This window comes from Clostridium sp. MSJ-8, from assembly GCF_018918325.1.
Classification (GTDB): Bacteria; Bacillota; Clostridia; order Clostridiales; family Clostridiaceae; genus Clostridium.
Map to the genome: position 1 here is coordinate 1 of NZ_JAHLQH010000047.1, position 22462 is coordinate 22462.

General features: G+C 29.3%; 23 protein-coding genes and 1 pseudogene. 23 read left to right on the forward strand and 1 reads right to left on the reverse strand.

Annotated features, from left to right (window positions below):
* The first annotated feature begins 281 nt into the window (after nucleotides 1-281).
* The 3 genes from KQI77_RS10395 to rho all read left to right on the forward strand — a co-directional run bounded on the left by KQI77_RS10395 (nucleotide 282) and on the right by rho (nucleotide 3367).
* Nucleotides 282-1274 (forward strand): tRNA 4-thiouridine(8) synthase ThiI, encoded by a 993-nt coding sequence (locus KQI77_RS10395; protein WP_216390364.1) that lies wholly within the window; start codon nucleotides 282-284, stop codon nucleotides 1272-1274.
* A gap of 11 nt (nucleotides 1275-1285) precedes the next feature.
* Complete coding sequence (locus KQI77_RS10400; protein WP_216390365.1) at nucleotides 1286-1702, forward strand: DUF1934 domain-containing protein; 417 nt, start codon at nucleotides 1286-1288, stop codon at nucleotides 1700-1702.
* Nucleotides 1703-1981: 279 nt separating this feature from the next.
* On the forward strand, nucleotides 1982-3367 hold the full coding sequence (gene rho, locus KQI77_RS10405) for a transcription termination factor Rho (protein WP_216390366.1): 1386 nt from the start codon (nucleotides 1982-1984) through the stop codon (nucleotides 3365-3367).
* A 139-nt stretch (nucleotides 3368-3506) separates the two neighbouring features.
* Here the strand turns inward: rho and rpmE are convergent, their stop codons facing one another.
* On the reverse strand, nucleotides 3507-3716 hold the full coding sequence (rpmE, locus tag KQI77_RS10410; protein WP_216390367.1) for a 50S ribosomal protein L31: 210 nt from the start codon (nucleotides 3714-3716) through the stop codon (nucleotides 3507-3509).
* 163 nt (nucleotides 3717-3879) lie between these two features.
* On the opposite strand from rpmE, the pseudogene KQI77_RS10415 reads away from it, so the two are divergent.
* The 20 genes and pseudogenes from KQI77_RS10415 to murA all read left to right on the forward strand — a co-directional run.
* Nucleotides 3880-4146: pseudogene (locus tag KQI77_RS10415) on the forward strand (thymidine kinase); the annotation flags it as partial.
* A gap of 49 nt (nucleotides 4147-4195) precedes the next feature.
* Nucleotides 4196-5950, forward strand: a complete 1755-nt coding sequence (gene prmC / locus KQI77_RS10420; protein WP_216390368.1) for a peptide chain release factor N(5)-glutamine methyltransferase — start codon at nucleotides 4196-4198, stop codon at nucleotides 5948-5950.
* A gap of 61 nt (nucleotides 5951-6011) precedes the next feature.
* Nucleotides 6012-7094: a peptide chain release factor 1 gene (gene prfA, locus KQI77_RS10425; protein ID WP_216390369.1), complete on the forward strand. Its 1083-nt coding sequence runs from the start codon at nucleotides 6012-6014 to the stop codon at nucleotides 7092-7094.
* A gap of 60 nt (nucleotides 7095-7154) precedes the next feature.
* Nucleotides 7155-7742, forward strand: coding sequence for a hypothetical protein (locus tag KQI77_RS10430; protein ID WP_216390370.1), 588 nt, complete (start codon nucleotides 7155-7157; stop codon nucleotides 7740-7742).
* An 18-nt stretch (nucleotides 7743-7760) separates the two neighbouring features.
* Entirely contained in the window at nucleotides 7761-8804 is a 1044-nt protein-coding gene (locus KQI77_RS10435; protein ID WP_216390371.1) for an L-threonylcarbamoyladenylate synthase, read from the forward strand.
* A gap of 13 nt (nucleotides 8805-8817) precedes the next feature.
* Entirely contained in the window at nucleotides 8818-9267 is a 450-nt protein-coding gene (gene rpiB, locus KQI77_RS10440; RefSeq protein ID WP_216390372.1) for a ribose 5-phosphate isomerase B, read from the forward strand.
* A 21-nt stretch (nucleotides 9268-9288) separates the two neighbouring features.
* Nucleotides 9289-9918, forward strand: a complete 630-nt coding sequence (upp, locus tag KQI77_RS10445) for a uracil phosphoribosyltransferase (protein ID WP_216390373.1) — start codon at nucleotides 9289-9291, stop codon at nucleotides 9916-9918.
* 238 nt (nucleotides 9919-10156) lie between these two features.
* Complete coding sequence (locus KQI77_RS10450) at nucleotides 10157-11338, forward strand: acetyl-CoA C-acetyltransferase (RefSeq protein WP_216390374.1); 1182 nt, start codon at nucleotides 10157-10159, stop codon at nucleotides 11336-11338.
* Nucleotides 11339-11641: 303 nt separating this feature from the next.
* Nucleotides 11642-12811 (forward strand): CapA family protein, encoded by a 1170-nt coding sequence (locus tag KQI77_RS10455; RefSeq protein ID WP_216390375.1) that lies wholly within the window; start codon nucleotides 11642-11644, stop codon nucleotides 12809-12811.
* Between the two features lie 413 nt (nucleotides 12812-13224).
* Complete coding sequence (locus KQI77_RS10460) at nucleotides 13225-13566, forward strand: hypothetical protein (RefSeq protein ID WP_216390376.1); 342 nt, start codon at nucleotides 13225-13227, stop codon at nucleotides 13564-13566.
* Nucleotides 13567-13568: 2 nt separating this feature from the next.
* Entirely contained in the window at nucleotides 13569-14252 is a 684-nt protein-coding gene (locus KQI77_RS10465) for a F0F1 ATP synthase subunit A (protein WP_216390377.1), read from the forward strand.
* Nucleotides 14253-14280: 28 nt separating this feature from the next.
* Nucleotides 14281-14499 (forward strand): ATP synthase F0 subunit C, encoded by a 219-nt coding sequence (gene atpE / locus KQI77_RS10470; RefSeq protein WP_216390378.1) that lies wholly within the window; start codon nucleotides 14281-14283, stop codon nucleotides 14497-14499.
* A gap of 43 nt (nucleotides 14500-14542) precedes the next feature.
* Nucleotides 14543-15022 (forward strand): F0F1 ATP synthase subunit B, encoded by a 480-nt coding sequence (locus KQI77_RS10475; RefSeq protein WP_216390379.1) that lies wholly within the window; start codon nucleotides 14543-14545, stop codon nucleotides 15020-15022.
* Between the two features lie 2 nt (nucleotides 15023-15024).
* On the forward strand, nucleotides 15025-15564 hold the full coding sequence (locus tag KQI77_RS10480) for a F0F1 ATP synthase subunit delta (protein ID WP_216390380.1): 540 nt from the start codon (nucleotides 15025-15027) through the stop codon (nucleotides 15562-15564).
* 10 nt (nucleotides 15565-15574) lie between these two features.
* The gene (gene atpA, locus KQI77_RS10485; protein ID WP_216390381.1) at nucleotides 15575-17089 is read left to right on the forward strand and encodes a F0F1 ATP synthase subunit alpha; all 1515 of its coding nucleotides are present in this window, start codon (nucleotides 15575-15577) and stop codon (nucleotides 17087-17089) included.
* Between the two features lie 23 nt (nucleotides 17090-17112).
* Nucleotides 17113-17964 (forward strand): ATP synthase F1 subunit gamma, encoded by an 852-nt coding sequence (atpG, locus tag KQI77_RS10490; RefSeq protein WP_216390382.1) that lies wholly within the window; start codon nucleotides 17113-17115, stop codon nucleotides 17962-17964.
* A gap of 15 nt (nucleotides 17965-17979) precedes the next feature.
* Nucleotides 17980-19371, forward strand: coding sequence for a F0F1 ATP synthase subunit beta (atpD, locus tag KQI77_RS10495; RefSeq protein WP_216390383.1), 1392 nt, complete (start codon nucleotides 17980-17982; stop codon nucleotides 19369-19371).
* Nucleotides 19372-19383: 12 nt separating this feature from the next.
* A complete protein-coding gene (locus tag KQI77_RS10500) occupies nucleotides 19384-19782 on the forward strand; it encodes an ATP synthase delta/epsilon chain alpha-helix domain-containing protein (protein ID WP_216390384.1) in 399 nt (132 codons plus the stop codon).
* A gap of 103 nt (nucleotides 19783-19885) precedes the next feature.
* Nucleotides 19886-20494: a hypothetical protein gene (locus tag KQI77_RS10505; protein WP_216390385.1), complete on the forward strand. Its 609-nt coding sequence runs from the start codon at nucleotides 19886-19888 to the stop codon at nucleotides 20492-20494.
* Between the two features lie 21 nt (nucleotides 20495-20515).
* Nucleotides 20516-21772 (forward strand): UDP-N-acetylglucosamine 1-carboxyvinyltransferase, encoded by a 1257-nt coding sequence (gene murA / locus KQI77_RS10510; protein ID WP_216390386.1) that lies wholly within the window; start codon nucleotides 20516-20518, stop codon nucleotides 21770-21772.
* Nucleotides 21773-22462: the final 690 nt, after the last annotated feature.

Below are 22462 nucleotides of genomic sequence, written 5' to 3' on the forward strand. Positions count from 1 at the left end.
CCTTATATTATACCACGCCACGCAATATCACGCAATATTAAATTTTGAAAATTGACAAAAAAATAAGCCTATATCAAGGCTTGCGGGCATTTTTGTTTTAAGAAAGTGTCAAACTTCCGTGAAGAGGAAACAAAGAAAAAATTAGATGAACAGCTAAGTGATGAGGAAATAGAATATGATTTTAAAATAATTGAAATAATAAAAGAACTATTTTCCTCTTGATAAATGTGAATAAAAATCATAATATATAGATATTATTTATAATATGGAGGAGTTTGATTATGACTAGAGCATTAGCAATGATGTCAGGTGGTTTAGATAGTGTTTTAGCTGCTAAGATAATAAAGGAACAGGGAATAGAAGTAATAGGATTATGTTTTAGATCTTATTTCTTTAATGAAAAGAATGCAGTTAGAATGGCAGAACAGATTGGTGTAAGATTAGAAGTTGTAGATTTCTCAAAAGAACATTTTGAAATGGTTAAAAATCCAAAACATGGTAGAGGAAAGAATATGAATCCATGTGTAGATTGTCATGCTATGATGATGAATTATGCAGGGCATTTATTAGAAAAATTCGATGCTGATTTTATTATTACTGGAGAAGTACTTAACCAAAGACCTATGTCTCAAAATAAGAGTGCATTAAACTTAGTTAAAAAAGAATCAGGATATTCAGATAAGATATTAAGACCTTTATGTGCTCTTAATTTACAACCTACAGAAATGGAACTTAATGGACTTGTAGATAGAAATAAGTTACTTAACATATCTGGTAGAAGTAGAAAAGTTCAAATGGAATTAGCTGAAAAATATAACATAAAAGATTATCCATCACCAGCAGGTGGATGTAGATTAACAGAACCTAATTATTCTGTTAGATTAAAAGAAGCATTAGATGTTAATGAAAATATAGATGAAGAAGAATTACAATTATTAAGATATGGAAGACATTTTAGAACTGATAATGGTACAAGAGTAATAGTATCTAGAACAGGAGAAGAAGGAGAAGCTATTAAAGGCCTTTTAACATCGAATGATACAGTATTTTTACCAAAAAGCCATATAGGTGCAATGGGTATAGTTCATGGAGAATTTAACAAAGATGATATTAAGTTAATATGTGAGATAGTTGCAAGATATAGCAAGGGAAAAGATTCAGATGAAGTAGTTGTTAAATATGGACAAAATGGAACTAACTTTAACAAAACTGAAGCAATTAAACCAGCAAATGATGAAGTGATAAACAAGTATTTAATTCAAGAAAAGAAATAGGGGATTAATTTATGAAAAAAGAGGCAGTTATTACTATTGTAAGTAATGCAAGTATATCAGACGGAGATAAGATTGAAGTAATTTCACCAGGTGAATTTGAAATAAAAAAAGATCTTTATAGAATTAAGTATGAGGAAACAGAATTATCTGGTATGGAAGGAACAACTACTATACTAACAATAAAAAATGATGAAGTGGTACTAGAAAGAATAGGAACTACAGAAACAAAAATGATTTTTACAGAAAAAGATCCAACTGTATCACTATATAATACCCCATATGGTATGTTAGAATTAACAATTGTAACAGAGAAGGTAGATATAAATGTAGATGAAAATGGTGGTAAACTAATTATATGCTATGATATGGCTGTTGCAGGACAAAAAGCATTACCTACTGAATTAGTAATGGATATTAAAGTGAAATAATAAAAATTATATTTGTACTTTAGGAGTATAGAGAATATAGAAATTTATAATAAGCTTCAATATGAGAATTTAAGATTCATATGAAGCTTATTATTATGAAAAAGATTTCGAGCATTTGTTAAATTATTAATTATAGTTATAGATGAATAGAAATAACAGTTGTTTTAGTTATGAAAAATATATATAATAAATATATTCAATTCTAAAAATCAATTCTACAATCTATGTTTTCCCATAACAGGTTGCAAAATTATTATAAAAATTTGGAGGTGCCTTTTGGTGACAAGAGAAGAATATAGTAATATGACTTTAGCTAAATTAAAAGAAATAGCTACAGGATTAGGAATAAAGAATTTGTATAAATACAAAAAAAGTGAATTAATAGATGAAATAATGGCAAATAGTCAAAAGAGTTTTAATAAGGATGGAGTATTATTACAAGAAAAGATAGCACCTAAAGAGAATTCTAGAAGAAATAGAAATCATGACATAAAGACAGAAGAAAAAAAAGCTCAATTGAAGGAAATGATAGATGAAACAGATACTTCAGTAAAAGGAATATTAGAGATATTAGAAAATAATAGTTTTGGATTCTTGAGATGTAAGAATTATCTTACAAGTAGTGAGGATGTATATGTTTCGCCTTCACAGATAAGAAGATTTAATCTTAAAACTGGAGATGAGATAGTAGGAAAAGTAAGAGAAGCTAAGGAAGGAGAAAAATTTAAAGCACTTATATATGTTAGTCAAGTAAATGGAGAATCTCCAGAAAAAGCAAAAGGACGAAAAGCTTTTGAAAGTCTCATCCCAATATACCCAGAAGAAAGAATAAGATTGGAAACAGATAGAAGCAATGACTTATCATCAAGACTTATGGATATAATATGTCCTATAGGAAAAGGTCAAAGAGGAATAATTGTTGCACCTCCTAAAGCGGGGAAAACAACTTTGCTTAAAAAAATTGCTCAAAGTATATCTAAGAATCATCCTGAAATGGTCCTTATTGTATTGTTGATAGATGAACGTCCAGAAGAAGTAACAGATATGCAGAGAAGTATTGAAGGAGAAGTTATATATTCTACATTTGATGAAGAACCTCAAAATCATGCAAAGGTATCTGAAATTGTTTTAGAAAGAGCAAAAAGAATAGTAGAACAAGGCAAGGATGTTGTAATATTATTAGATAGTTTAACAAGATTATCAAGAGCATATAATTTAACAGTTACTCCATCAGGTAGAACATTATCAGGTGGACTTGATCCAAGTGCACTTATTATGCCTAAAAAATTCTTTGGAGCAGCTAGAAATATTGAAAATGGTGGTAGTTTAACTATACTTGCTACTGCACTTGTAGATACAGGTTCTAGAATGGATGATATGATATTTGAAGAATTTAAGGGTACAGGAAATATGGAAGTTCATTTAGATAGAAAACTTCAAGAAAGACGAATATTCCCTGCTATAGATATATATAAATCAGGTACAAGAAAAGAAGATTTACTATTAGAACCTGATGAGAGAGAAGTTGCGTATATGATAAGAAAGAATATGTATAAGGATGGTAACATAGAGGCTATAACTGAAAATTTAATTAATACATTATCAAAAACAAAATCTAATAAAGAATTTATAGGTGTATTCCAAAAGAAACAAACTAATAGATAAGTATAAAAAAATTAAGGTAGCTAAATGTTGTAAACTTACTAAAGTTTAAACAGTACAACATTTTAAACGCTAACTTAATTTTTTTTATATTAAATTGAATAAAAAATGAGAAAGGTTAAAAACCTTTCTCATAAGTTGACTACTTTTGGTTAAGATTGAATCTCTTATTGAACTTATCAACTCTTCCGCCGATATCAACGATTTTTTGCTTACCAGTGAAGAATGGGTGGCATTTAGAGCATATTTCTACTTTAAGTTCATCTTTAACTGAACCAGTTGTAAAAGTATTTCCACATGCACACTTAACTACAGCTTCGTGGTTGTATTCTGGATGTATGCCTTGTCTCATTTATTTCACCTCTTTCGATTTTTGCAAATTGTTGACTTAAACAACTCGTTTAGTATATCACATTATGATATTAAAGTCAATAAAATGGCAATATAAAAAGTACTTTTTGATTATTAGTTATAATGCTATAATCGTAGTATAAAATAAGGAGAAAATAGAGTGAATGAGTAAGTTATATTTTTAGGTATGGAGCTATGAATTCAGGGAAGACAACACATCTTATAGAAGTTGCTTATAATTATGAAGAACGAGGGATGCATGTATTGATTTTAAAACCTAACGTAGACAAAAAAGGTGGAGAATATATAATTTTTAGATTGGGTGTTGAAAGAAAAGCTGATATTATAGTGGATTCTAGTTTTAATATTTATCAAAATATAAAAAAGTATCAAAAAATAACAAAATAAGTTGTATACTTGTAGATGAAGTATAAGGTTATTTAAATCATAAATATAAAAAATAAGGAAAGTAGGGAAAGTATGTCAAGAGGAGATGTAGGCGGTCAGGCTGTTATTGAAGGAGTTATGATGAGAGGCTCTGAAGGTGTTGCAACAGCGGTAAGAAAAGATGATGGAGAAATAGTTGTAAGATTTGAAGACACTGAACCATTTAGCAAAAGATATCCAAAGCTTAATATTCCTTTATTAAGAGGAGTATTTGCTTTTATTGATTCAATGAAGATAGGTATAAATGCTCTTAATTATTCAGCATCACTATTTGAAGATGAAGAAGAAGAACCAACCAAGCTAGAAAAGTGGTTAAATGAAAAGTTTAATGGAAAGACTAATGATATTTTAATTACTATAACAATGCTAATATCATTTGCATTATCAATAGGTATATTTGTAGGTATTCCAACTATAATTGCAAATTTATTTAAACATATAACTGAATCGACAATAATACTTAATTTAATAGAAGCAATTCTTAGAATACTTATACTTATATTATATATGTGGCTTATAGCTTTTATGAAGGATATATATAGGGTCTTTCAATATCATGGAGCTGAACATAAAACTATATTTTGCTATGAGAACGAAGAAGAATTAACAGTTGAGAATGTAAGAAAACAATCTAGATTACATCCTAGATGTGGAACAAATTTTTTGTTTTTAATAATGTTTATAAGTATTATTGTTATGGCATTTACAGGATGGGGAGCATTTTGGCAGAGGTTATTATTAAGAGTAGTATTAATTCCAGTTATATCAGGAATTAGTTATGAAATAATTAAATGGCTTGGAAGAAGTGATAATAAGCTAGCAAAGATAATTGCAGCTCCAGGATTGAAGTTACAATATTTAACTACAAGAGAACCAGATGACAGTCAGATAGAAGTAGCTATAGAATCACTTATGGCAGCAGAAGGAATAGAAAAAAAGATGACTATACAAGAACTTATTAATTTAGGTGTTGAAACATTAGATGGTATAGATACTGCTAGATTAGATAGTCAATTGCTATTGTGTAAGGTAATAAATAAAGATAAATTATATCTATTAACTAACAAAGATGAAAAAATAGATACAGAGTACAAACATGAATATCAAGAATTGCTAGAAAAGAGAAAAAATAAAATGCCTATAAAATATATATTAGGTGAATGTGATTTTATGGGACTTGATTTTAATGTTAAGGAAGGTGTACTTATTCCTAGAAGTGATACAGAAGTTTTAGTAGAAGAAGTTCTTAAGCTTATACCAGATGAATCAGACATGAAGGTGTGTGATTTATGTACTGGAACTGGTGCAATAGGTATATCATTAGCACATTACAGGCATAATATAACAGTAGATCTTATAGATTATTATGACATTCCAGAAGAAGTAGCCAAGTCTAATATTGCGAAGAATAATCTTCAAGATAGAGTAGAATTTATTAAGAGTGACTTGTTAGAAGAAGTGATAAACTTAAACAAGAAATATAATATATTGGTATCTAATCCACCTTATATTAAGAGTGAAGAAATAGATACACTTATGGAAGATGTTAAGGATTATGAACCTAAGGTAGCATTAGATGGTGGTGAAGATGGATTAGATTTTTATAAGAAGATAATTAATCAGAGTAAGAATATATTAATTGAATCAGGATATCTAGCATTTGAGATAGGCTATGATCAAGGTGAAGGAGTAAGTGAACTTATGAAATCTAATGGATATACTGAGGTAAAGGTATATAAGGATTTAGCGTCATTAGATAGAGTTGTTATAGGAAAGCTCATTCCTTGATAAAAGTTAACAGATTATGCTATAATATTTAAATATGAAAATATAGGAGTGATAAATAGACATGTTGTTAGAAAAGTTAGCTTTTACTGAAAATAAATATGACGAACTTTCTGTAAAGATTAGTGATCCAGCTGTTATGGCGAATCAAAATGAATGGAGAAAGTTATGTAAGGAACATGCTGATTTAGAAGTTATAGTTAATGCATATAAAGAATACAAAAAAGTTATACAAGATTTAGAAGATAATAAAGAAATGTTACAAGAAGAATCTGATAGAGATATGAGAGAAATGTTACAGGAAGATATATCTTCTTTAACTAAGAGACAAGAAGAACTAGAAAAGCATATTCAGATTTTATTGTTACCAAAAGATCCTAATGATGATAAGAATGTATTTGTTGAAATAAGAGGTGGTGCTGGTGGAGAAGAAGCAGCATTATTTGCTTACAACTTATTTAGAATGTATACAAGATATGCAGAAAAAAATAGATGGTCTGTAGAAATAATGAGTTTAAATGAAACTGATATTGGAGGTTTCAAAGAAGTTGTATTTATGATAAAAGGTCATGGAGCATATTCTAAGTTAAAATATGAAAGTGGAGTACATAGAGTACAGAGAGTTCCGGATACAGAATCAAGTGGTAGAATTCATACTTCTACAGCAACTGTAGCTGTTTTACCAGAAGTAGATGATGTTGAAATAGAGATAAATGAAAAAGACTTAAAGATAGATGTATTTAGAGCATCAGGAAACGGTGGTCAATGTGTAAATACTACAGATTCAGCAGTTAGAATGACTCACCTTCCAACAGGAATAGTTGTTTCATGTCAAGATGAAAAATCACAACTTAAGAATAAAGAAAAAGCATTAAAGGTATTAAGAGCAAGATTATATGAAAAGGCTGAAGCTGAAAGAAATGCAGGAATAGCAGAAGATAGAAGAAGCCAAGTAGGTACTGGTGACAGAAGTGAAAGAATAAGAACTTATAATTATCCACAAGGAAGAGTAACAGATCATAGAATTGGACTTACTCTATATAAGTTGGAATCATTCTTAGATGGAGATATTGATGAAGTTATAAATGCATTGATAACAGCAGAACAAGCAGAAAAGATGAAACAAATGGGAAATTTAGAAGTATAATCTCTAATAAAGTCCTGCATTGATTATAATGTAGGGCTTTATACAATGTATGGGGGTATTATGAATATTTTTAAAGCACTAAAAAAAGAAGGAAAATTCTTAAAAAGATTCTATATCAGTATGGGAACACTTTTTGTTCTTTTACCTTTATCTGTGTATATGACTAATATGTATACTGCATTTTATGTGATCTTTTTGTTTATAATAGAATTAATGATTGTTCTTGCAGTAATTAGTAAAAGAAATGCAACTAAAATACGATATTCCTGTAATAATAATAGATTGAAAATAACAAGTGGGTTATTTTCAAAGGAAAATTTGATTTTTTGTGATAAAGTAGTGTTAGTACATACAGAAAAGATGGAAGATGATATAGAAATATATATATTTACAACTGTAAATTTTAAAAACAAAAGATTAAAGTTAGTAGGTAAAAGTTTACTTAAGAGAATTCCAAGTGTGGAGGAAGATTATCTGAAGGTTAGGAGAGATAATCCAGGTAGGATTATATATTTTCAACAAGTGAAGAGGGGTGGACTTAAGAAATACATGTTATTAGATACAATATACAAAAATTGTGTTAAGGCTGTCTATACTGATCAGTGTATTGAAAATATAAAGATAGCAAGAGGTCAGACTTTAGTTTAAAAGGATGTGACATTTACATTGAATACAAAGGTTAGAATTATAAAGAATCTACAAGAAGATAATAAATATATTAATGAGGCTGCTAATATTATTAAAAAAGGCGGTATAGTAGCATTTCCAACAGAAACAGTATATGGATTAGGTGCTAATGCATTAAATGAAGAAGCAGTAAAAAAAATTTTTGAAGCAAAAGGGAGACCACAAGACAATCCGCTTATAGTGCATGTGGCAGATAAAGACATTAGTAACATAGTAATGGAAGTAACACCATTAGCACAAAAAGTAATAGATAGATTTTGGCCAGGACCAATAACAATAATACTAAATAAAAAAGATATAATTCCTAATGTAACAAGTGCTGGACTAAAGAGTATAGGAATAAGGATGCCAAGTGATAAAATTGCTAGAGAATTAATAAAAATGTCAGCTGTACCTATTGCAGCTCCATCAGCTAATATAAGTGGTAGACCTAGCCCAACAGATGTTGAAAGGTGCGTGGAAGATTTAGATGGAAGAGTTGATTATATATTAGGAGGACCTAAGAGTATTGTTGGAGTTGAATCAACTATATTAGACTGTACAGTAGAGCCTGCTGTTATTCTAAGGCCAGGTGGAATAACTTTAGAGATGCTTAAGGAAATTGATCCAAGAATTGAAATTGATAAAGCAATATTACAGAAACCAAGTAAAGATTTAAAACCAAAAGCACCAGGAATGAAGTATAGACATTATGCACCAAAGGCACCAGTAAAAATAATAAATGGTGATAATAAAAAAACTATTGAAAAAATTAATGAAATGATACACAATTATATATGCCAAGGAAAAAAGGTAGGTATTCTTGCTAGTAGCAGTAATTTTTCTTTGTATAAAGAAGGGGAAGTAATTGATATAGGAAGTTCATTAGAAGAGATTGCACAGAATTTATTTGAATCGCTTAGAACTTTAGATGATAGAGGTGTAGATATAATATTATCAGAAGCGTTTGAAGAAGTGGGTGTGGGAATAGCTGTAATGAACAGACTGAAGAAGGCTGCTGGATATAATATAATAAATGTATAGGAGGAAATTAATTATGAAAATAGCAATTGGCTGTGATCATGGTGGTTTTCAACTTAAAAATGAAATAATAACATTTTTAAAAGAAAACGGATATGAAGTTAAAGATTTTGGAACATACTCAGAGGAATCATGTGATTATGCAGATTACTCGCTTAAAGTAGCAGAAGCTGTAGCTGCTAAGGAATATACTTATGGAATATTAATCTGTGGTACAGGAATAGGAATAAGTATAGCAGCAAATAAAGTGCCAGGAATAAGAGCTGCTTTATGTTCAGATACATTTAGTGCTCATGCAACTAGAGAACATAATGATGCTAATATATTAGCAATGGGTCAAAGAGTAGTTGGACCAGGACTTGCGTTAGATATAGTAAAGACATTTTTAACTTCAGAATTCCAAGGGGATAGACATATAAGAAGAATTAACAAAATTACTGCAATAGAAGAAAAATACAGTAAGTAGAAGACTCGGAGGAATAAAGTAATGAGTAAAGTAATGGAAATTAATCATCCACTAGTACTACATAAGTTAGCTTATATAAGAAATGAAGCTACAGGTTCAAAAGAATTTAGAGAACTAGTAAGTGAAGTAGCTATGCTTATGGCATATGAAGCAACTAGAAATTTTGAAATGGAAGAAGTAGATGTAAAGACACCAATATGCACTACTAAGTGTAAGATGATTGCTGGTAAGAAGGTAGCAGTAGTTCCTATTCTTAGAGCAGGTTTAGGTATGGTTGAAGGTATAATGAATCTAATACCAGCTGCTAAAATAGGACATATTGGAATGTATAGAGATGAGGAAACATTAAAGCCAGTAGAGTATTTCTGTAAACTTCCAAAAGATATATCTGAAAGAGAAGTTATTGTTGTTGATCCGATGCTTGCAACAGGTGGTTCTGCTATTGATGCAATAGAAGCACTAAAAAAGAGAGGTGCAACTAAGCTGAGAATGATGTGCCTTATAGCATCTCCTGAAGGTATAAAAGCACTTCAAGAAGCTCATGATGATGTAGATATATATGTTGCATCAATAGATGAGAAATTAAACGAAAAAGGTTATATAGTACCAGGTCTTGGAGATGCAGGAGATAGACTTTTTGGAACTAAGTAATGAAAATTACAAGAGTATCTTAAACTAGTATCTTTAGTTTAGGATACTTTTTTCATAAAAGAAAGTATAAAAATTACGTGGTATTAAAATAGTAGACTTTATAAATAAATATTAATTAACAAGACTTTGTTTTTTTTTTAACAAAACTCTCTTGAAATATAGGGTGAAAATGGTATAATTACATTATGTTAAGATATTAACAAGTATATTTGTTTGTGAAATATTAGGAGGTAAGTTAATGAAAGAAGTAGTTATTGCAAGTGCAGTAAGAACTGCTATTGGATCTTTTGGTGGAACACTAAAAGGAGTATCAGCTGTAGATTTAGGTGCTACAGTAATTAAAGAAGCTATAAATAGAGCAGGAATCAAACCAGAAGTTGTTGAAGAAGTTGTTATGGGTAACGTTATTCAAGCAGGTTTAGGACAAAATCCAGCTAGACAAGCTACAATAAAAGCAGGTTTACCTGAAGAAGTTCCAGCTATGACAATAAATAAGGTATGTGGATCAGGATTAAGAACAGTTGCATTAGCAGCTCAAATGATAAAAGCTGGAGATGCTGATGTAGTTATTGCTGGTGGTATGGAAAACATGTCTCAAGCTCCATATGCATTAAAAGATATGAGATGGGGACATAAAATGAACGCTACTCCAACAATTGACTGTATGATAAACGATGCTTTATGGGATGCATTTAACAACTATCACATGGGTGTTACTGCTGAAAATATAGCAAAGCAATGGAATATTACAAGAGAAGATCAAGATAAATTTGCTGCTGCATCTCAACAAAAAGCAGAAAAAGCAATTAAAGAAGGAAGATTTAAGGACGAAATAGTTCCAGTAATGGTTCCTCAAAGAAAGGGAGATCCAATAGTATTTGATACTGATGAAGATCCTAGATTTGGTACAACAGAACAAACTTTAGCTAAATTAAAACCTTGTTTTATAAAAGATGGTACAGTAACAGCTGGTAATGCATCAGGTATCAATGATGGAGCTGCAGCATTTGTTGTTATGAGTGCTGAAAAAGCTAAAGAATTAGGAGTTAAGCCATTAGCTAAAATAGTTTCTTACGGAAGTAAGGGATTAGATCCAGCTATAATGGGATATGGTCCTTTCCATGCTACAAAGAAAGCATTAGAAAGAGCTAACTTAACAGTTGACGATTTAGATTTAATCGAAGCAAACGAAGCTTTTGCTGCTCAAAGTATTGCAGTTGCAAGAGATCTTAAGTTTGATATGAGCAAAGTAAATGTTAATGGTGGAGCTATTGCAATAGGACATCCAGTTGGAGCTTCAGGTGCTAGAATATTAACTACTTTATTATATGAAATGAAGAAGAGAGATGCTAAGACTGGTTTAGCAACTTTATGTATAGGTGGAGGAATGGGAACTGCATTAATCGTTGAGAGAATGTAGTTTATAGATTCTTCTAATTTTAAAAAAGCTCTTGTATTTAATATGCAAGAGCTTTTTCTTTTAATAATGGTAATCAAAATCTAAAGATTCATAATTGCCTTTACGATTTTTTTAGTATTTATAGTCTTTTCCATGAATATGTTGATATATAATAATAGGTTGTTTAAATTTTGTTATGTTTACTAGTTGTTATAAGTGAGTTATAAACATTTTTAGGGAAAAGACTATAAAATTATTAATAAAAAGAAAATATAAAAATACAATATTTAATGTGTATTATAAAGGATAAAGAGAGAACATAATATGGTTAGTAGAAGAAAAAGATTAGAGAGAAAAAAACAAACACAAAAAAGAAAAATTATATTTATAAGTATTATAGGAATAATAATTATATTATTGGTAATACTATATAGGAATATTGATGTTAAAGGTAATAATGCAGATAAAGTTATTACAGAAGATAAGGATAATAATATTGAAATAGAAGAACCTAAAGAAAAACAGAATACAGAATCTGAAGATAATGAAGAAAAAATAGACTTTATAATATCAGCAGCTGGTGATTTTACATTAGGAACAGACACTAAATTTTCTTATAGTGGTAGTTTCACAGAAGCTGTTCAATTATATGGATATGATTATAAGACTTTTATGAAGAATGTATATGATGTATTTAATCAAGATGATTATACTTTTGTTAATCTAGAAACAACTTTTACTGATTCAGATGAGAAGGCATATAAGCAAGGCAATGTATTTTATAACTTTAAGGGTGATAAGTCATATGTGAATATATTAAAGGAAGGATCTATAGAAGGTGTAACAGTAGATAATAATCATATATATGATTATGGAGAACAAGGATTTAATGATACAATACAAGTCCTATCAGAGAACGCTATTGATTACTGTGGAAATGGATACAAGATCATAAGAGAGATTAAGGGAGTTAAGATAGGATTATTAGGATATTCTGCATGGTATGTTACAGATGAACTTAAGAATAAAATATCAAGTGATATACAAGAATTAAGAAATGCAGGTTGTATAATTGTTATTCCATATTTTCATTGGGGGCAAGAGAGCCAGAGTTATCCTGATGCAACTCAAGTTGAAATTGGTAGATATGCAGTTGATTGTGGTGCTGATTTAGTATTAGGATCACACCCTCATGTTATACAAACTATTGAGTATTATAATAATACTATAATTGCTTATTCTCTAGGTAATTTTTGTTTTGGAGGAAATAATAATCCTATGGATAAAGATACATTTATATTGCAGACTCATTTTTCTATTGATGGAAACAATGTTGTTGATAAAACATATAAAATAATACCAACTACTATTTCTTCTGTAAATTATAAAAATGATTATATACCTACTATTGCGACTGCAGAGAGGAAAAGAGAGATATACAGCAAAATATATAGTTTATCTCCTACAATTCAAGGAATAATTGAAGAAAATTAATCAATAAAGTGAAAAATAAATGAAAAAATAATGCATTAAATTAATGACCGTTCGTCATTATTATGTTTGATGGTATTTAATACTATATTTACAACAATGCATTAAAGTTGATATGAAAATAGTTTCTGAAAAATTTTTGTGAAAAAAATAACTAGTGAAAATGTTATCAGAAAAAAATGTTGAAATTTGAAGTTTTCTGAAAATTCTAACTAATGATTTGACTATTACTGTCTTATGTATAAAGATAGAAAAAAAGAGTTATTACGAAGTAGAATAAGAAAATAAAGGCAAATTTAACTTAATAAGAAAAAATCAAAAAAAATAGATAAATTTAATAGAAAATGATGTTTCCATATAATTTTCAAGGAGAATATAATAATTAAAAAGTGAACAAAATAGAAAGGAGATTATGTATGAAGAAAGAATTCAATGGACTAATTTTATTAGACATTGTTAGTTCAATAATAATCTTTCTGGTTTGTTTATTTATAGTATCTTATAAAGTTGCAATATTATATTTAAGTGGTGTGCTAATAGGCTTACTTAATTACATAATAAGTTACATATGTGTTACTAGATTATTAGATAAAAAGTTTAAACTTTGTGTTATTACTTTTTTTAAGATAATAGTAATAGCAATTATAATTATACCTTTTGCAAAAGAAAAAACATTAGTACTTGCATATGTTTTAGGATTATTAACGCATTATCTTAATATGATTATAAATGCAACGAACAAGAAAGGAAGTGCTTGAATTTGGAAGTAGCTTCACCTATTTTATCTTTCAATATAGGATCTTTTGTAGTTAACATTACGAGAGATATAATAGTACAATGGGTTATTATATTGATGCTCTTCATAATAGCTTGTTTGCTTACGAGAAATCTAAAAAGAGTGCCGTCGAAAAGACAGGTGGTTTTAGAGTCTCTATATAAATATGTTGAAGGATTAGTTACTAATAATATTGGAGAAAGCTATACAGAATTTATTCCATATGTAGGAACGATAGTAGTATATTTGATTTGTTTAAACTTTTCAGGATTGGTTGGAGTTGAACCAGCAACATCAAATTTAAGTGTTACCTTTGGTTTAGCATTGACTTCATTTTTAGTTATTAATATAACAGCATTGAGGAAAAATGGAGCTATAGGATACCTAAAAGCATATGGTCAGCCTTATGTGTTAATGTTACCTATTAACATAATGGAAAGAGTGGTATTACCTGTATCACTTGCACTAAGACTTTATGGTAATATGTTTGCAGGGTCATTGCTTATAGGATTAATATACAAGGCATTATGCAAGATAGCTGTTTTTGCAAGTATAGGATTACCTATTGTAGCACATGCTTACTTCGATATATTCGATGGGGCAATACAAATGTTAGTTTTCACAATGTTAACAATAATTAATATGAAGATGACTGTAGAGCATCATTAAAAGTAATAATTTTTAAGGAGGAATTACAATGGATTTATCATTAATAGGAGCAGGTATTGCTGTATTAACAGGTTTAGGAGCAGGTATAGGAATAGGAATTGCAACAGGTAAGGCAACTGAATCTATTGCAAGACAACCAGAAGCTGCAGGTAAAATTCAAAGTGCATTAATTTTAGGAGCTGGTCTTTCAGAAGCAACAGCTATCTATGGTTTAATAGTAGCAATATTATTAATATTTACAGCATAATAAAAAAATATAAATAGAACTCCGAAGGGAGGAATGATTATAAGTGAATATAGATTTTTCAATAGTTATTATGACAATAATTAACTTCTTTATATTAGTTTTAATTTTAAAACACTTCTTTTGGGATAAGATTGGTAAAACAATACAAGAAAGAGAAGAATATATAGAAGATCAATTAGCTGAAGCAGAAGAAAATTCTGAAAAAGCTAGATTATACTTGGTTGAAAATGAAAGAGTTCTTAGTAAATCAAGAAGCGAAGGCAAAAAAATAGTAGAAAAGAAAAAAGAAAAAGCTAACAAAGTCTACGATGAGATAATAGCAGAAGCTAATAAAGAAGCTCAAGCTATTGTTGAAAGAGCAAAAGTTGAAATTGAGAGAGAAAAAGAAAAAGCTGAATACGAAATCAAGAAAGAAGCTATTAATTTGGCTATTGATTTATCAGTAAAAGCACTAGAAGAAAAAACTCAAGATGATACACAAAGAGAGTTAATTAGTGATTTTATTACTAAGGTAGGTAGTTAATTATGTATGAGTATTTAGATAGAAGATATGCAATGGCTCTCTATAAAGTAGCAGAAGAAAAAAATAAAGTAGACGAATATTTAAAAGATCTAAGAGAAATATGTGATCTTATAGATAATAACAAGGACTTTTATGAGGTAATTAAACATCCTCAAATTAGTACTAAGAAAAAGAAACAGACATTTATTAATATATTTAAAGGTAAGATTGATGAAGATTTATTATCGTTTTTACTAATATTAATAGAAAAAGACAGAATACTTTTCCTTAGAGAAAAGTTAAATGAGATGGAAAAGATACATCTCGAAAAAAATAATACCCTAAAAGCAAAAGTAGTAACTGCAGTTCCTATGCTAGAAGATGAGTTACAAGAACTTAAAGATAAGCTTGAAAAAAAATACAACAAGAAGATAATTATTTCAACAAAAGTTGATAAAAGTGTTTTAGGTGGAGTTTATGTTAGAGTTGGTAATGATGTTATAGATGGAACTGTTAAGTCAAAGTTAGATGAACTAAAGGACTTAATGCTTAAGAGAGATTAGAGGTGAATTCATGAATATTAAGCCAGAAGAAATAACTTCAATTATAAAAAAAGAAATTGAAAAATATGAAAAACATATAAAAACAGTAGATTCTGGTACAATAGTCCAAGTCGGAGATGGAATTGCAAGAGTTTATGGACTAGATGATTGTATGGAAGGTGAATTACTAGAATTCCCTAATGGCGTTTATGGAATGGCATTAAACCTTGAACAAGATAATGTAGGATGCGTTTTGTTAGGCTCAGAAGAAGGCATAAAAGAAGGAGACGTAGTTAAGAGAAGTAACAAGATAGTTGAAGTTCCAGTTGGAGAAGCATTAATCGGAAGAGTAGTTAATTCATTAGGTGAAGAAATTGATGGTAAAGGTCCTATAAATACTACAGAAACTAGACCTATAGAAGTACCAGCACCTACAATACTAGAAAGAAGTTCAGTAAATGAACCTTTACAAACTGGTATTAAAGCAATAGATTCTATGATTCCTATTGGTAAAGGCCAAAGAGAGTTAATCATAGGAGATAGACAAACAGGTAAGACAGCAATTGCAATAGATACAATAATCAATCAAAAAGATAAAGATGTAATATGTATTTATGTTGCAATAGGACAAAAGCAATCAACAGTTGCAAATATATATAATACATTAACTGAAATGGGAGCAATGGATTATACATTAATAGTAAGCTCTACAGCATCAGAAAGTGCACCATTACAATACTTAGCACCATATGCAGGTTGTAGTATGGGTGAATACTTCATGAATAAAGGTAAAGATGTATTGATTATATACGATGATTTATCTAAGCATGCAGTAGCTTATAGAACAATGTCACTATTGCTTAGAAGACCACCAGGCAGAGAAGCATATCCTGGAGATGTATTCTATATCCATTCTAGATTACTAGAAAGAGCAGCAAAATTATCTGAAGAAAAGGGTGGCGGTTCATTAACAGCTTTACCTATAATAGAAACATTAGCAGGAGATATTACTGCATATATACCAACAAATGTTATATCTATAACAGATGGACAGATATTCCTTGAATCTGATTTATTCTACTCAGGACAAAGACCAGCAGTTAATGCAGGTATATCAGTATCCAGAGTTGGTGGTAATGCTCAGATAAAAGCAATGAAACAAGTATCTGGTACTTTAAGATTGGAACTTGCTCAGTATAGAGAATTAGCTGCATTTGCTCAATTCGGATCAGACCTAGATAATGATTCAGCTAAGAGACTTGAAAAAGGTAAGAGATTACTTGAGATATTAAAGCAAGATCAATATAATCCAATGCCTGTTGAAGAACAAATCATTATGTTATATTGTGCTGTAAATGACTTCCTATCAGATATAGAGGTCTCAAAAATTAAATTATTCCAAAAAGAATTCTTGGAATATATTGATACACATTACAGAGATTTAAGTAAGAAGATCTTAACTGAAAAAGTATTAACAAATGAAATAAAGAGTACGTTAGAAGAAGCTATTGTAAGTTTCAAGAAAGTATTCATAAATCAAGCTTAGTTAAAATCTTTAGGAGGTAGTTTATGGGAGCAGCAGGTTTAATAGAGATAAAAAGAAGACTAAAATCAGTAGAGAGTACTAGAAAAATTACTAAAGCTATGGGACTTGTTGCAACCTCTAAACTTAGAAAGTGTAGAAGAGAGTTAGCAGCAAGTACAGAATATGCAGATGCCGCAAAGAATAATATGGAATCGCTTGTTTCTATGATGGATGATGATTTAGATGTTAGTTATATCAAAGAGAATAAAAGTCCTAATAAGTTGTATGTTATGATATCATCTGATTCAGGACTTTGTTCTGGATATAACAATAATGTAGCAGATTATTTAGAAAATTTAATATCTGATGAAAAAGAAAATTCTCAGATTATTGTAGTTGGTAATAAAGGTATAAGTTTCGTTGAAAAAATGGGATTATCACCGGTAGCTGAATATGTTGATATTCCAGATATTCCAACTGAAAAAGAAATAAAAGTTATATATAGAAAAGTATTAGAGCTATTTGATAAGGGAGAAATATCAGAAGCGTATGTAGTATATACAGATTTTATTTCACCTATTAAACAAGTGGTGAAAAGTGAAAAGTTATTGCCTATAGATAAAATAGAAGGATCATCAAGTGAACAATTTGTAGAACCTAATCTAGAAGTTGTATTTAAGAAATCTTTAGATATCTATTTAAAAGGTAAACTAAGAAGTTTTATGCTATCATCAAGATGCAGTGAGCAAAGTGCAAGAATGAATGCAATGGATGGAGCAACAAGCAATGCTGATGATATATTATCTAGCTTAAATCTTAAGTATAATAGAATCAGACAATCAATGATAACTCAAGAGATAACTGAAATTATCGGCGGATCAGAAGTACAGAAATAGAAGGAGGTATTTTTAATGCCTGAAAGAGTAGGAAAGGTGGTTCAAGTAATTGGACCAGTTGTAGATATAAAATTTGATTCAGACTCGCTTCCTAATCTATATAATGCAATTGACATAGCTGTTGGAGATGACAAGGTAGTTTGTGAAGTTGAACAGCATATGGGTGATGATATAGTAAGAACAATTGCTATGGAAGCAACTGAAGGATTAAGAAGAGGTATGGAAGCAATAGATACTGGAAAACCAATAGTAGTTCCTGTAGGTGAACAAGTATTAGGTAAAGTATTTAATGTTTTAGGAGAACCTTTAGATGGAACTGAAGGTGTAAATAGAGATTTAGTATATCCTATTCATAGACCAGCACCAAGTTTTAAAGATCAATCAGTTGAACCACAGATGTTTGAGACTGGAATCAAGGTTATAGACTTATTAGCACCTTATCAAAAAGGTGGTAAGATAGGACTATTTGGAGGTGCAGGTGTAGGTAAAACTGTACTTATCCAAGAGTTAATTAATAATATAGCAAGACAACATGGAGGTCTTTCAGTATTCACAGGAGTTGGAGAAAGATCAAGAGAAGGAAATGACTTATACTATGAAATGAAAGAATCAGGAGTTATAGAGAAGACTGCTTTAGTATTTGGACAAATGAATGAACCACCAGGTGCAAGAATGAGAGTTGCACTTACTGGACTTACTATGGCTGAATATTTTAGAGATAAGGGTCAAGATGTGTTATTATTCATAGACAACATATTTAGATTTACACAAGCTGGTTCAGAAGTTTCTGCTTTACTTGGTAGAATACCATCAGCAGTTGGTTATCAACCAACATTAGCAACTGAAATGGGTGCATTACAAGAAAGAATTACTTCAACAACTCAAGGTTCAATAACATCAGTTCAAGCAGTATATGTTCCAGCTGATGACCTTACAGACCCAGCACCATCAACAACATTTACTCACTTAGATGCAACAACAGTTTTATCTAGAAGTATAGTTGAGTTAGGAATATATCCAGCAGTTGATCCACTTGAATCAACTTCAAGAATATTAGATCCTAGAATAGTTGGTGAGGAACACTATCAAGTAGCAACTGATGTAAAGAATATACTTGAAAGATATAAAGAATTACAAGATATTATAGCTATATTAGGTGTAGATGAATTATCAGAAGAAGATAAGGCAATAGTATCAAGAGCAAGAAAAGTTCAAAGATTCTTATCACAACCATTTACAGTAGGTGAACAATTTACAGGAATGAAAGGTAAATATGTATCTATAAAGGATACTATAAAAGGATTCAAAGGTATCTTAAATGGAGATTATGATGACATTCCTGAATCAGCATTCTTATTTGCAGGAACAATAGAAGATGCTGTAGAAAAAGCAAAAACATTAAGTTAGGGGTGGATGAAAATGGCCCAAACCTTTAGAGTGAAGATATTAACATTAGATAAAGTAGTATTTGATGGAGATGTTGAAAAGTTATTTACAAAAAGTGATAGTGGAGAAATAGAAGTTCTACATAATTATGCACCTAGCATAATTAGTACAGTACCATGTTGTACCAAGCTTGTATTAGAAGATGGAACAGTTATTAAGGTGTTCACATCAAATGGTATAATAAATGTACAAAATAATAAATTGAATTTCTGTTGTGAATCATCAGAATTATCACAAGATATAGATATAAATAGAGCAAAAGCATCTAAAGAGAGAGCTGAAAGAAGGCTTTCTAAAGATGGTTATGATGTAGAAAGAGCGGAATTATCTTTATTAAAGGCTAATATACGAATAAGTATAAGTGAACAGTAAATATACTGTTCACTTTTTTTTATTAAAAGAATAATATATTCTATAGTGCAAATGTATAGAATTTGAATTATTGACAATAATCAATAAAGAGGAGTTGTTAATAATGAGAAAGATACAGATTACGCTTGTTATGGGAGTTATAATAACAATGTTATTACAATGTTATTATATAAATAATGATATAGAATATATTTTTAAAATAATAGAACCTTATTCTGAATTTGTAGAGAATTCAATTAAACTTGAATATTATGTGGACTGGTATGTAGATAATTATGTTTTAAAGAGTATAAAGGATAGATACAATATAACTTATGAAACATCATCTTGTTTAGAATTTAATGATGGGACAGTATATGGAAGATGTAATATATATAATATGAATAATATATATAAGGTTTCTATAGAACTTACTAATAAATCAATAGATTATAAGTTCAGTGAGCTTAAGAAGCAAATTGATAAGCTGAAAGTTGATAATGCATATAATAATAAATATTATATTTATCAAAAGGAAAAAATAAAAAATGAAGAGAAAGTACAAGAAATTATAAAGAAAAAAATAATTAATAAGAAAACATTAAAAATCCATAATGGTTATGTTGGAAAAGGTCAATTAATAGATGGAGAAAATGTGCAGTATGCCGTAGTTAATTACAATACAGGTGGGTATATTATTATAGGAACCCCCATGATATATACAACATACTAACAATTCATTGTGGAGGATATTATGGAAAAAATAATTATTAAAGGTGGCAATAAACTAAGTGGTGAAGTTGATATAAGTACAGCTAAGAATTCAGTATTACCAATAATTGCAGCAACAATACTATCACCTAATAATATTATAATAAAGAAATTGCCTTTATTTGAAGATGTAAGAGTGTTTATAAACCTGTTAAGGGAAATAAACTGTTCTATAAATATAACAAAGGATGAAAATCTTGAGATTAACACAGATAATATAAATATATCACAGGTAAATGGAGAATTAATAAGAAAAATGAGAGCATCCTTTTTACTTATGGGACCAATGCTTGCAAGATTTGGATATTGTAAAATATCACTTCCAGGAGGATGTAACATAGGAAGTAGACCTATAGATCTTCACTTGAAAGGATTTGAAATATTAGGTGCTAAAATAACTAGTCAAAATGGATATGTAGAAGCTAGAGCAGATAAGTTAATTGGAAATAGAATATATTTAGATTTTCCATCAGTTGGAGCTACAGAGAATATAATTATGGCATCAGTGTTAGCTGAGGGAACTACTATAATAGAAAATTCAGCACGAGAACCAGAAGTTATAGATTTAATCAACTTTTTAAATAAAATAGGTGCAAACATTATGATTGAATCAGCTGGTAAGATAATAATAGAAGGTGTAACGGAATTAAAAGGATGTGAATATTTACCTATATATGATAGGATTGAAGCAGGTACATTTATGATTGCAGCTGCAATTACAAATAGCAAATTGATTATTAATGGCATAAATGAAGCACATCTTAGTCCACTTATGGGTAAACTAAAAGAAAGTGGAGTTATTATAGATTGTAATAAAAATAAACTTATTATTGATGGAAGAGTATACAGAAAACCAGTTAATGTAAAAACTTTGCCTTATCCAGGTTTTCCTACAGATATGCAGGCACAAATGATGAGCTTATTAGCAGTTACAAAAGGTTCTAGCATAATAACAGAAACTGTGTTTGAAAATAGGTTTATGCATGTTCCTGAACTTGTACGAATGGGTGCTAATATTAATATAGATGGTAGAACAGCATTTATTGAAGGTGTTGATAGATTAACAGGATGCAATGTTAGAGCAACTGATCTGAGGGCAGGGGCAGCAATGATTCTTGCAGGTTTAATTGCTGAAGGAAAAACAGAAGTTACAGATATATATCATATTGATAGAGGATATGTTGATATTGAGAAGAAACTTAAGAAATTGGGTGCAGATATATGTAGAATTGATAGTTAATTTATAGAATATAAATAATAAATACATTTTAGATAAAGGGTATATAAGAATTTTAAAATATAAAAAAATTAAGTTGGCTAAATGTTGTAAGCTTTTTAAAGTTCCAATAGAACAACATTTTTAATGCTAACTTAATTTTTTTTGCTTTATAGGAAATTTTATAAAATTTGAATCTAAGACTTCATAAGTATCCTTGACGATTTTATTATTAGCATTTTTGAATAATTAGAACAGTTAATAAATATATTGAATAAAAAATTAATAAAATTGGTATAAATATTAACTAAAATATTAAAAAATAATGCATATATTTGACAGACTACTAAAACATACAAAACAAAAAGTAATAAATTTTTAATAATTTAAAACAAAAAATAACATTAATATTACAAAATAATAAAAAATACATATAAAAATAATGAATATATAAAATGTTAAAAATGTGAATAAAATGTATACAAAGATATTGAAAAGTTAACAAAATAGAGTTATTATATATATAGTGAAAGATACAAACGAAGGTTAGTGATCTAGCAATAGTAAACGTTAACTACATATGTACTAGTAAACGTTGACTGTTTATGTGGTGTTTACCGTAACTTTATTTTGTATAGTTCATTGAAAAGGTTTAACATAACAATTACTTATTATTATATAAGGGGTATTAAAATATTAGAGTTATGTAATATT

Excerpts from the sequence above, each read along its gene's own strand:
- upp (WP_216390373.1), top strand. The coding sequence starts at position 9,289 with ATGAGTAAAGTAATGGAAATTAATCATCCACTAGTACTACATAAGTTA.
- atpD (WP_216390383.1), top strand. The coding sequence starts at position 17,980 with ATGCCTGAAAGAGTAGGAAAGGTGGTTCAAGTAATTGGACCAGTTGTA.
- prfA (WP_216390369.1), top strand. The coding sequence starts at position 6,012 with ATGTTGTTAGAAAAGTTAGCTTTTACTGAAAATAAATATGACGAACTT.
- atpG (WP_216390382.1), top strand. The coding sequence starts at position 17,113 with ATGGGAGCAGCAGGTTTAATAGAGATAAAAAGAAGACTAAAATCAGTA.
- murA (WP_216390386.1), top strand. The coding sequence starts at position 20,516 with ATGGAAAAAATAATTATTAAAGGTGGCAATAAACTAAGTGGTGAAGTT.
- KQI77_RS10430 (WP_216390370.1), top strand. The coding sequence starts at position 7,155 with ATGAATATTTTTAAAGCACTAAAAAAAGAAGGAAAATTCTTAAAAAGA.
- KQI77_RS10500 (WP_216390384.1), top strand. The coding sequence starts at position 19,384 with ATGGCCCAAACCTTTAGAGTGAAGATATTAACATTAGATAAAGTAGTA.
- atpA (WP_216390381.1), top strand. The coding sequence starts at position 15,575 with ATGAATATTAAGCCAGAAGAAATAACTTCAATTATAAAAAAAGAAATT.
- KQI77_RS10395 (WP_216390364.1), top strand. The coding sequence starts at position 282 with ATGACTAGAGCATTAGCAATGATGTCAGGTGGTTTAGATAGTGTTTTA.
- prmC (WP_216390368.1), top strand. The coding sequence starts at position 4,196 with ATGTCAAGAGGAGATGTAGGCGGTCAGGCTGTTATTGAAGGAGTTATG.
- rpiB (WP_216390372.1), top strand. The coding sequence starts at position 8,818 with ATGAAAATAGCAATTGGCTGTGATCATGGTGGTTTTCAACTTAAAAAT.
- KQI77_RS10505 (WP_216390385.1), top strand. The coding sequence starts at position 19,886 with ATGAGAAAGATACAGATTACGCTTGTTATGGGAGTTATAATAACAATG.
- KQI77_RS10450 (WP_216390374.1), top strand. The coding sequence starts at position 10,157 with ATGAAAGAAGTAGTTATTGCAAGTGCAGTAAGAACTGCTATTGGATCT.
- KQI77_RS10400 (WP_216390365.1), top strand. The coding sequence starts at position 1,286 with ATGAAAAAAGAGGCAGTTATTACTATTGTAAGTAATGCAAGTATATCA.
- rpmE (WP_216390367.1), bottom strand. The coding sequence starts at position 3,716 with ATGAGACAAGGCATACATCCAGAATACAACCACGAAGCTGTAGTTAAG.
- KQI77_RS10460 (WP_216390376.1), top strand. The coding sequence starts at position 13,225 with ATGAAGAAAGAATTCAATGGACTAATTTTATTAGACATTGTTAGTTCA.
- KQI77_RS10455 (WP_216390375.1), top strand. The coding sequence starts at position 11,642 with ATGGTTAGTAGAAGAAAAAGATTAGAGAGAAAAAAACAAACACAAAAA.
- KQI77_RS10480 (WP_216390380.1), top strand. The coding sequence starts at position 15,025 with ATGTATGAGTATTTAGATAGAAGATATGCAATGGCTCTCTATAAAGTA.
- atpE (WP_216390378.1), top strand. The coding sequence starts at position 14,281 with ATGGATTTATCATTAATAGGAGCAGGTATTGCTGTATTAACAGGTTTA.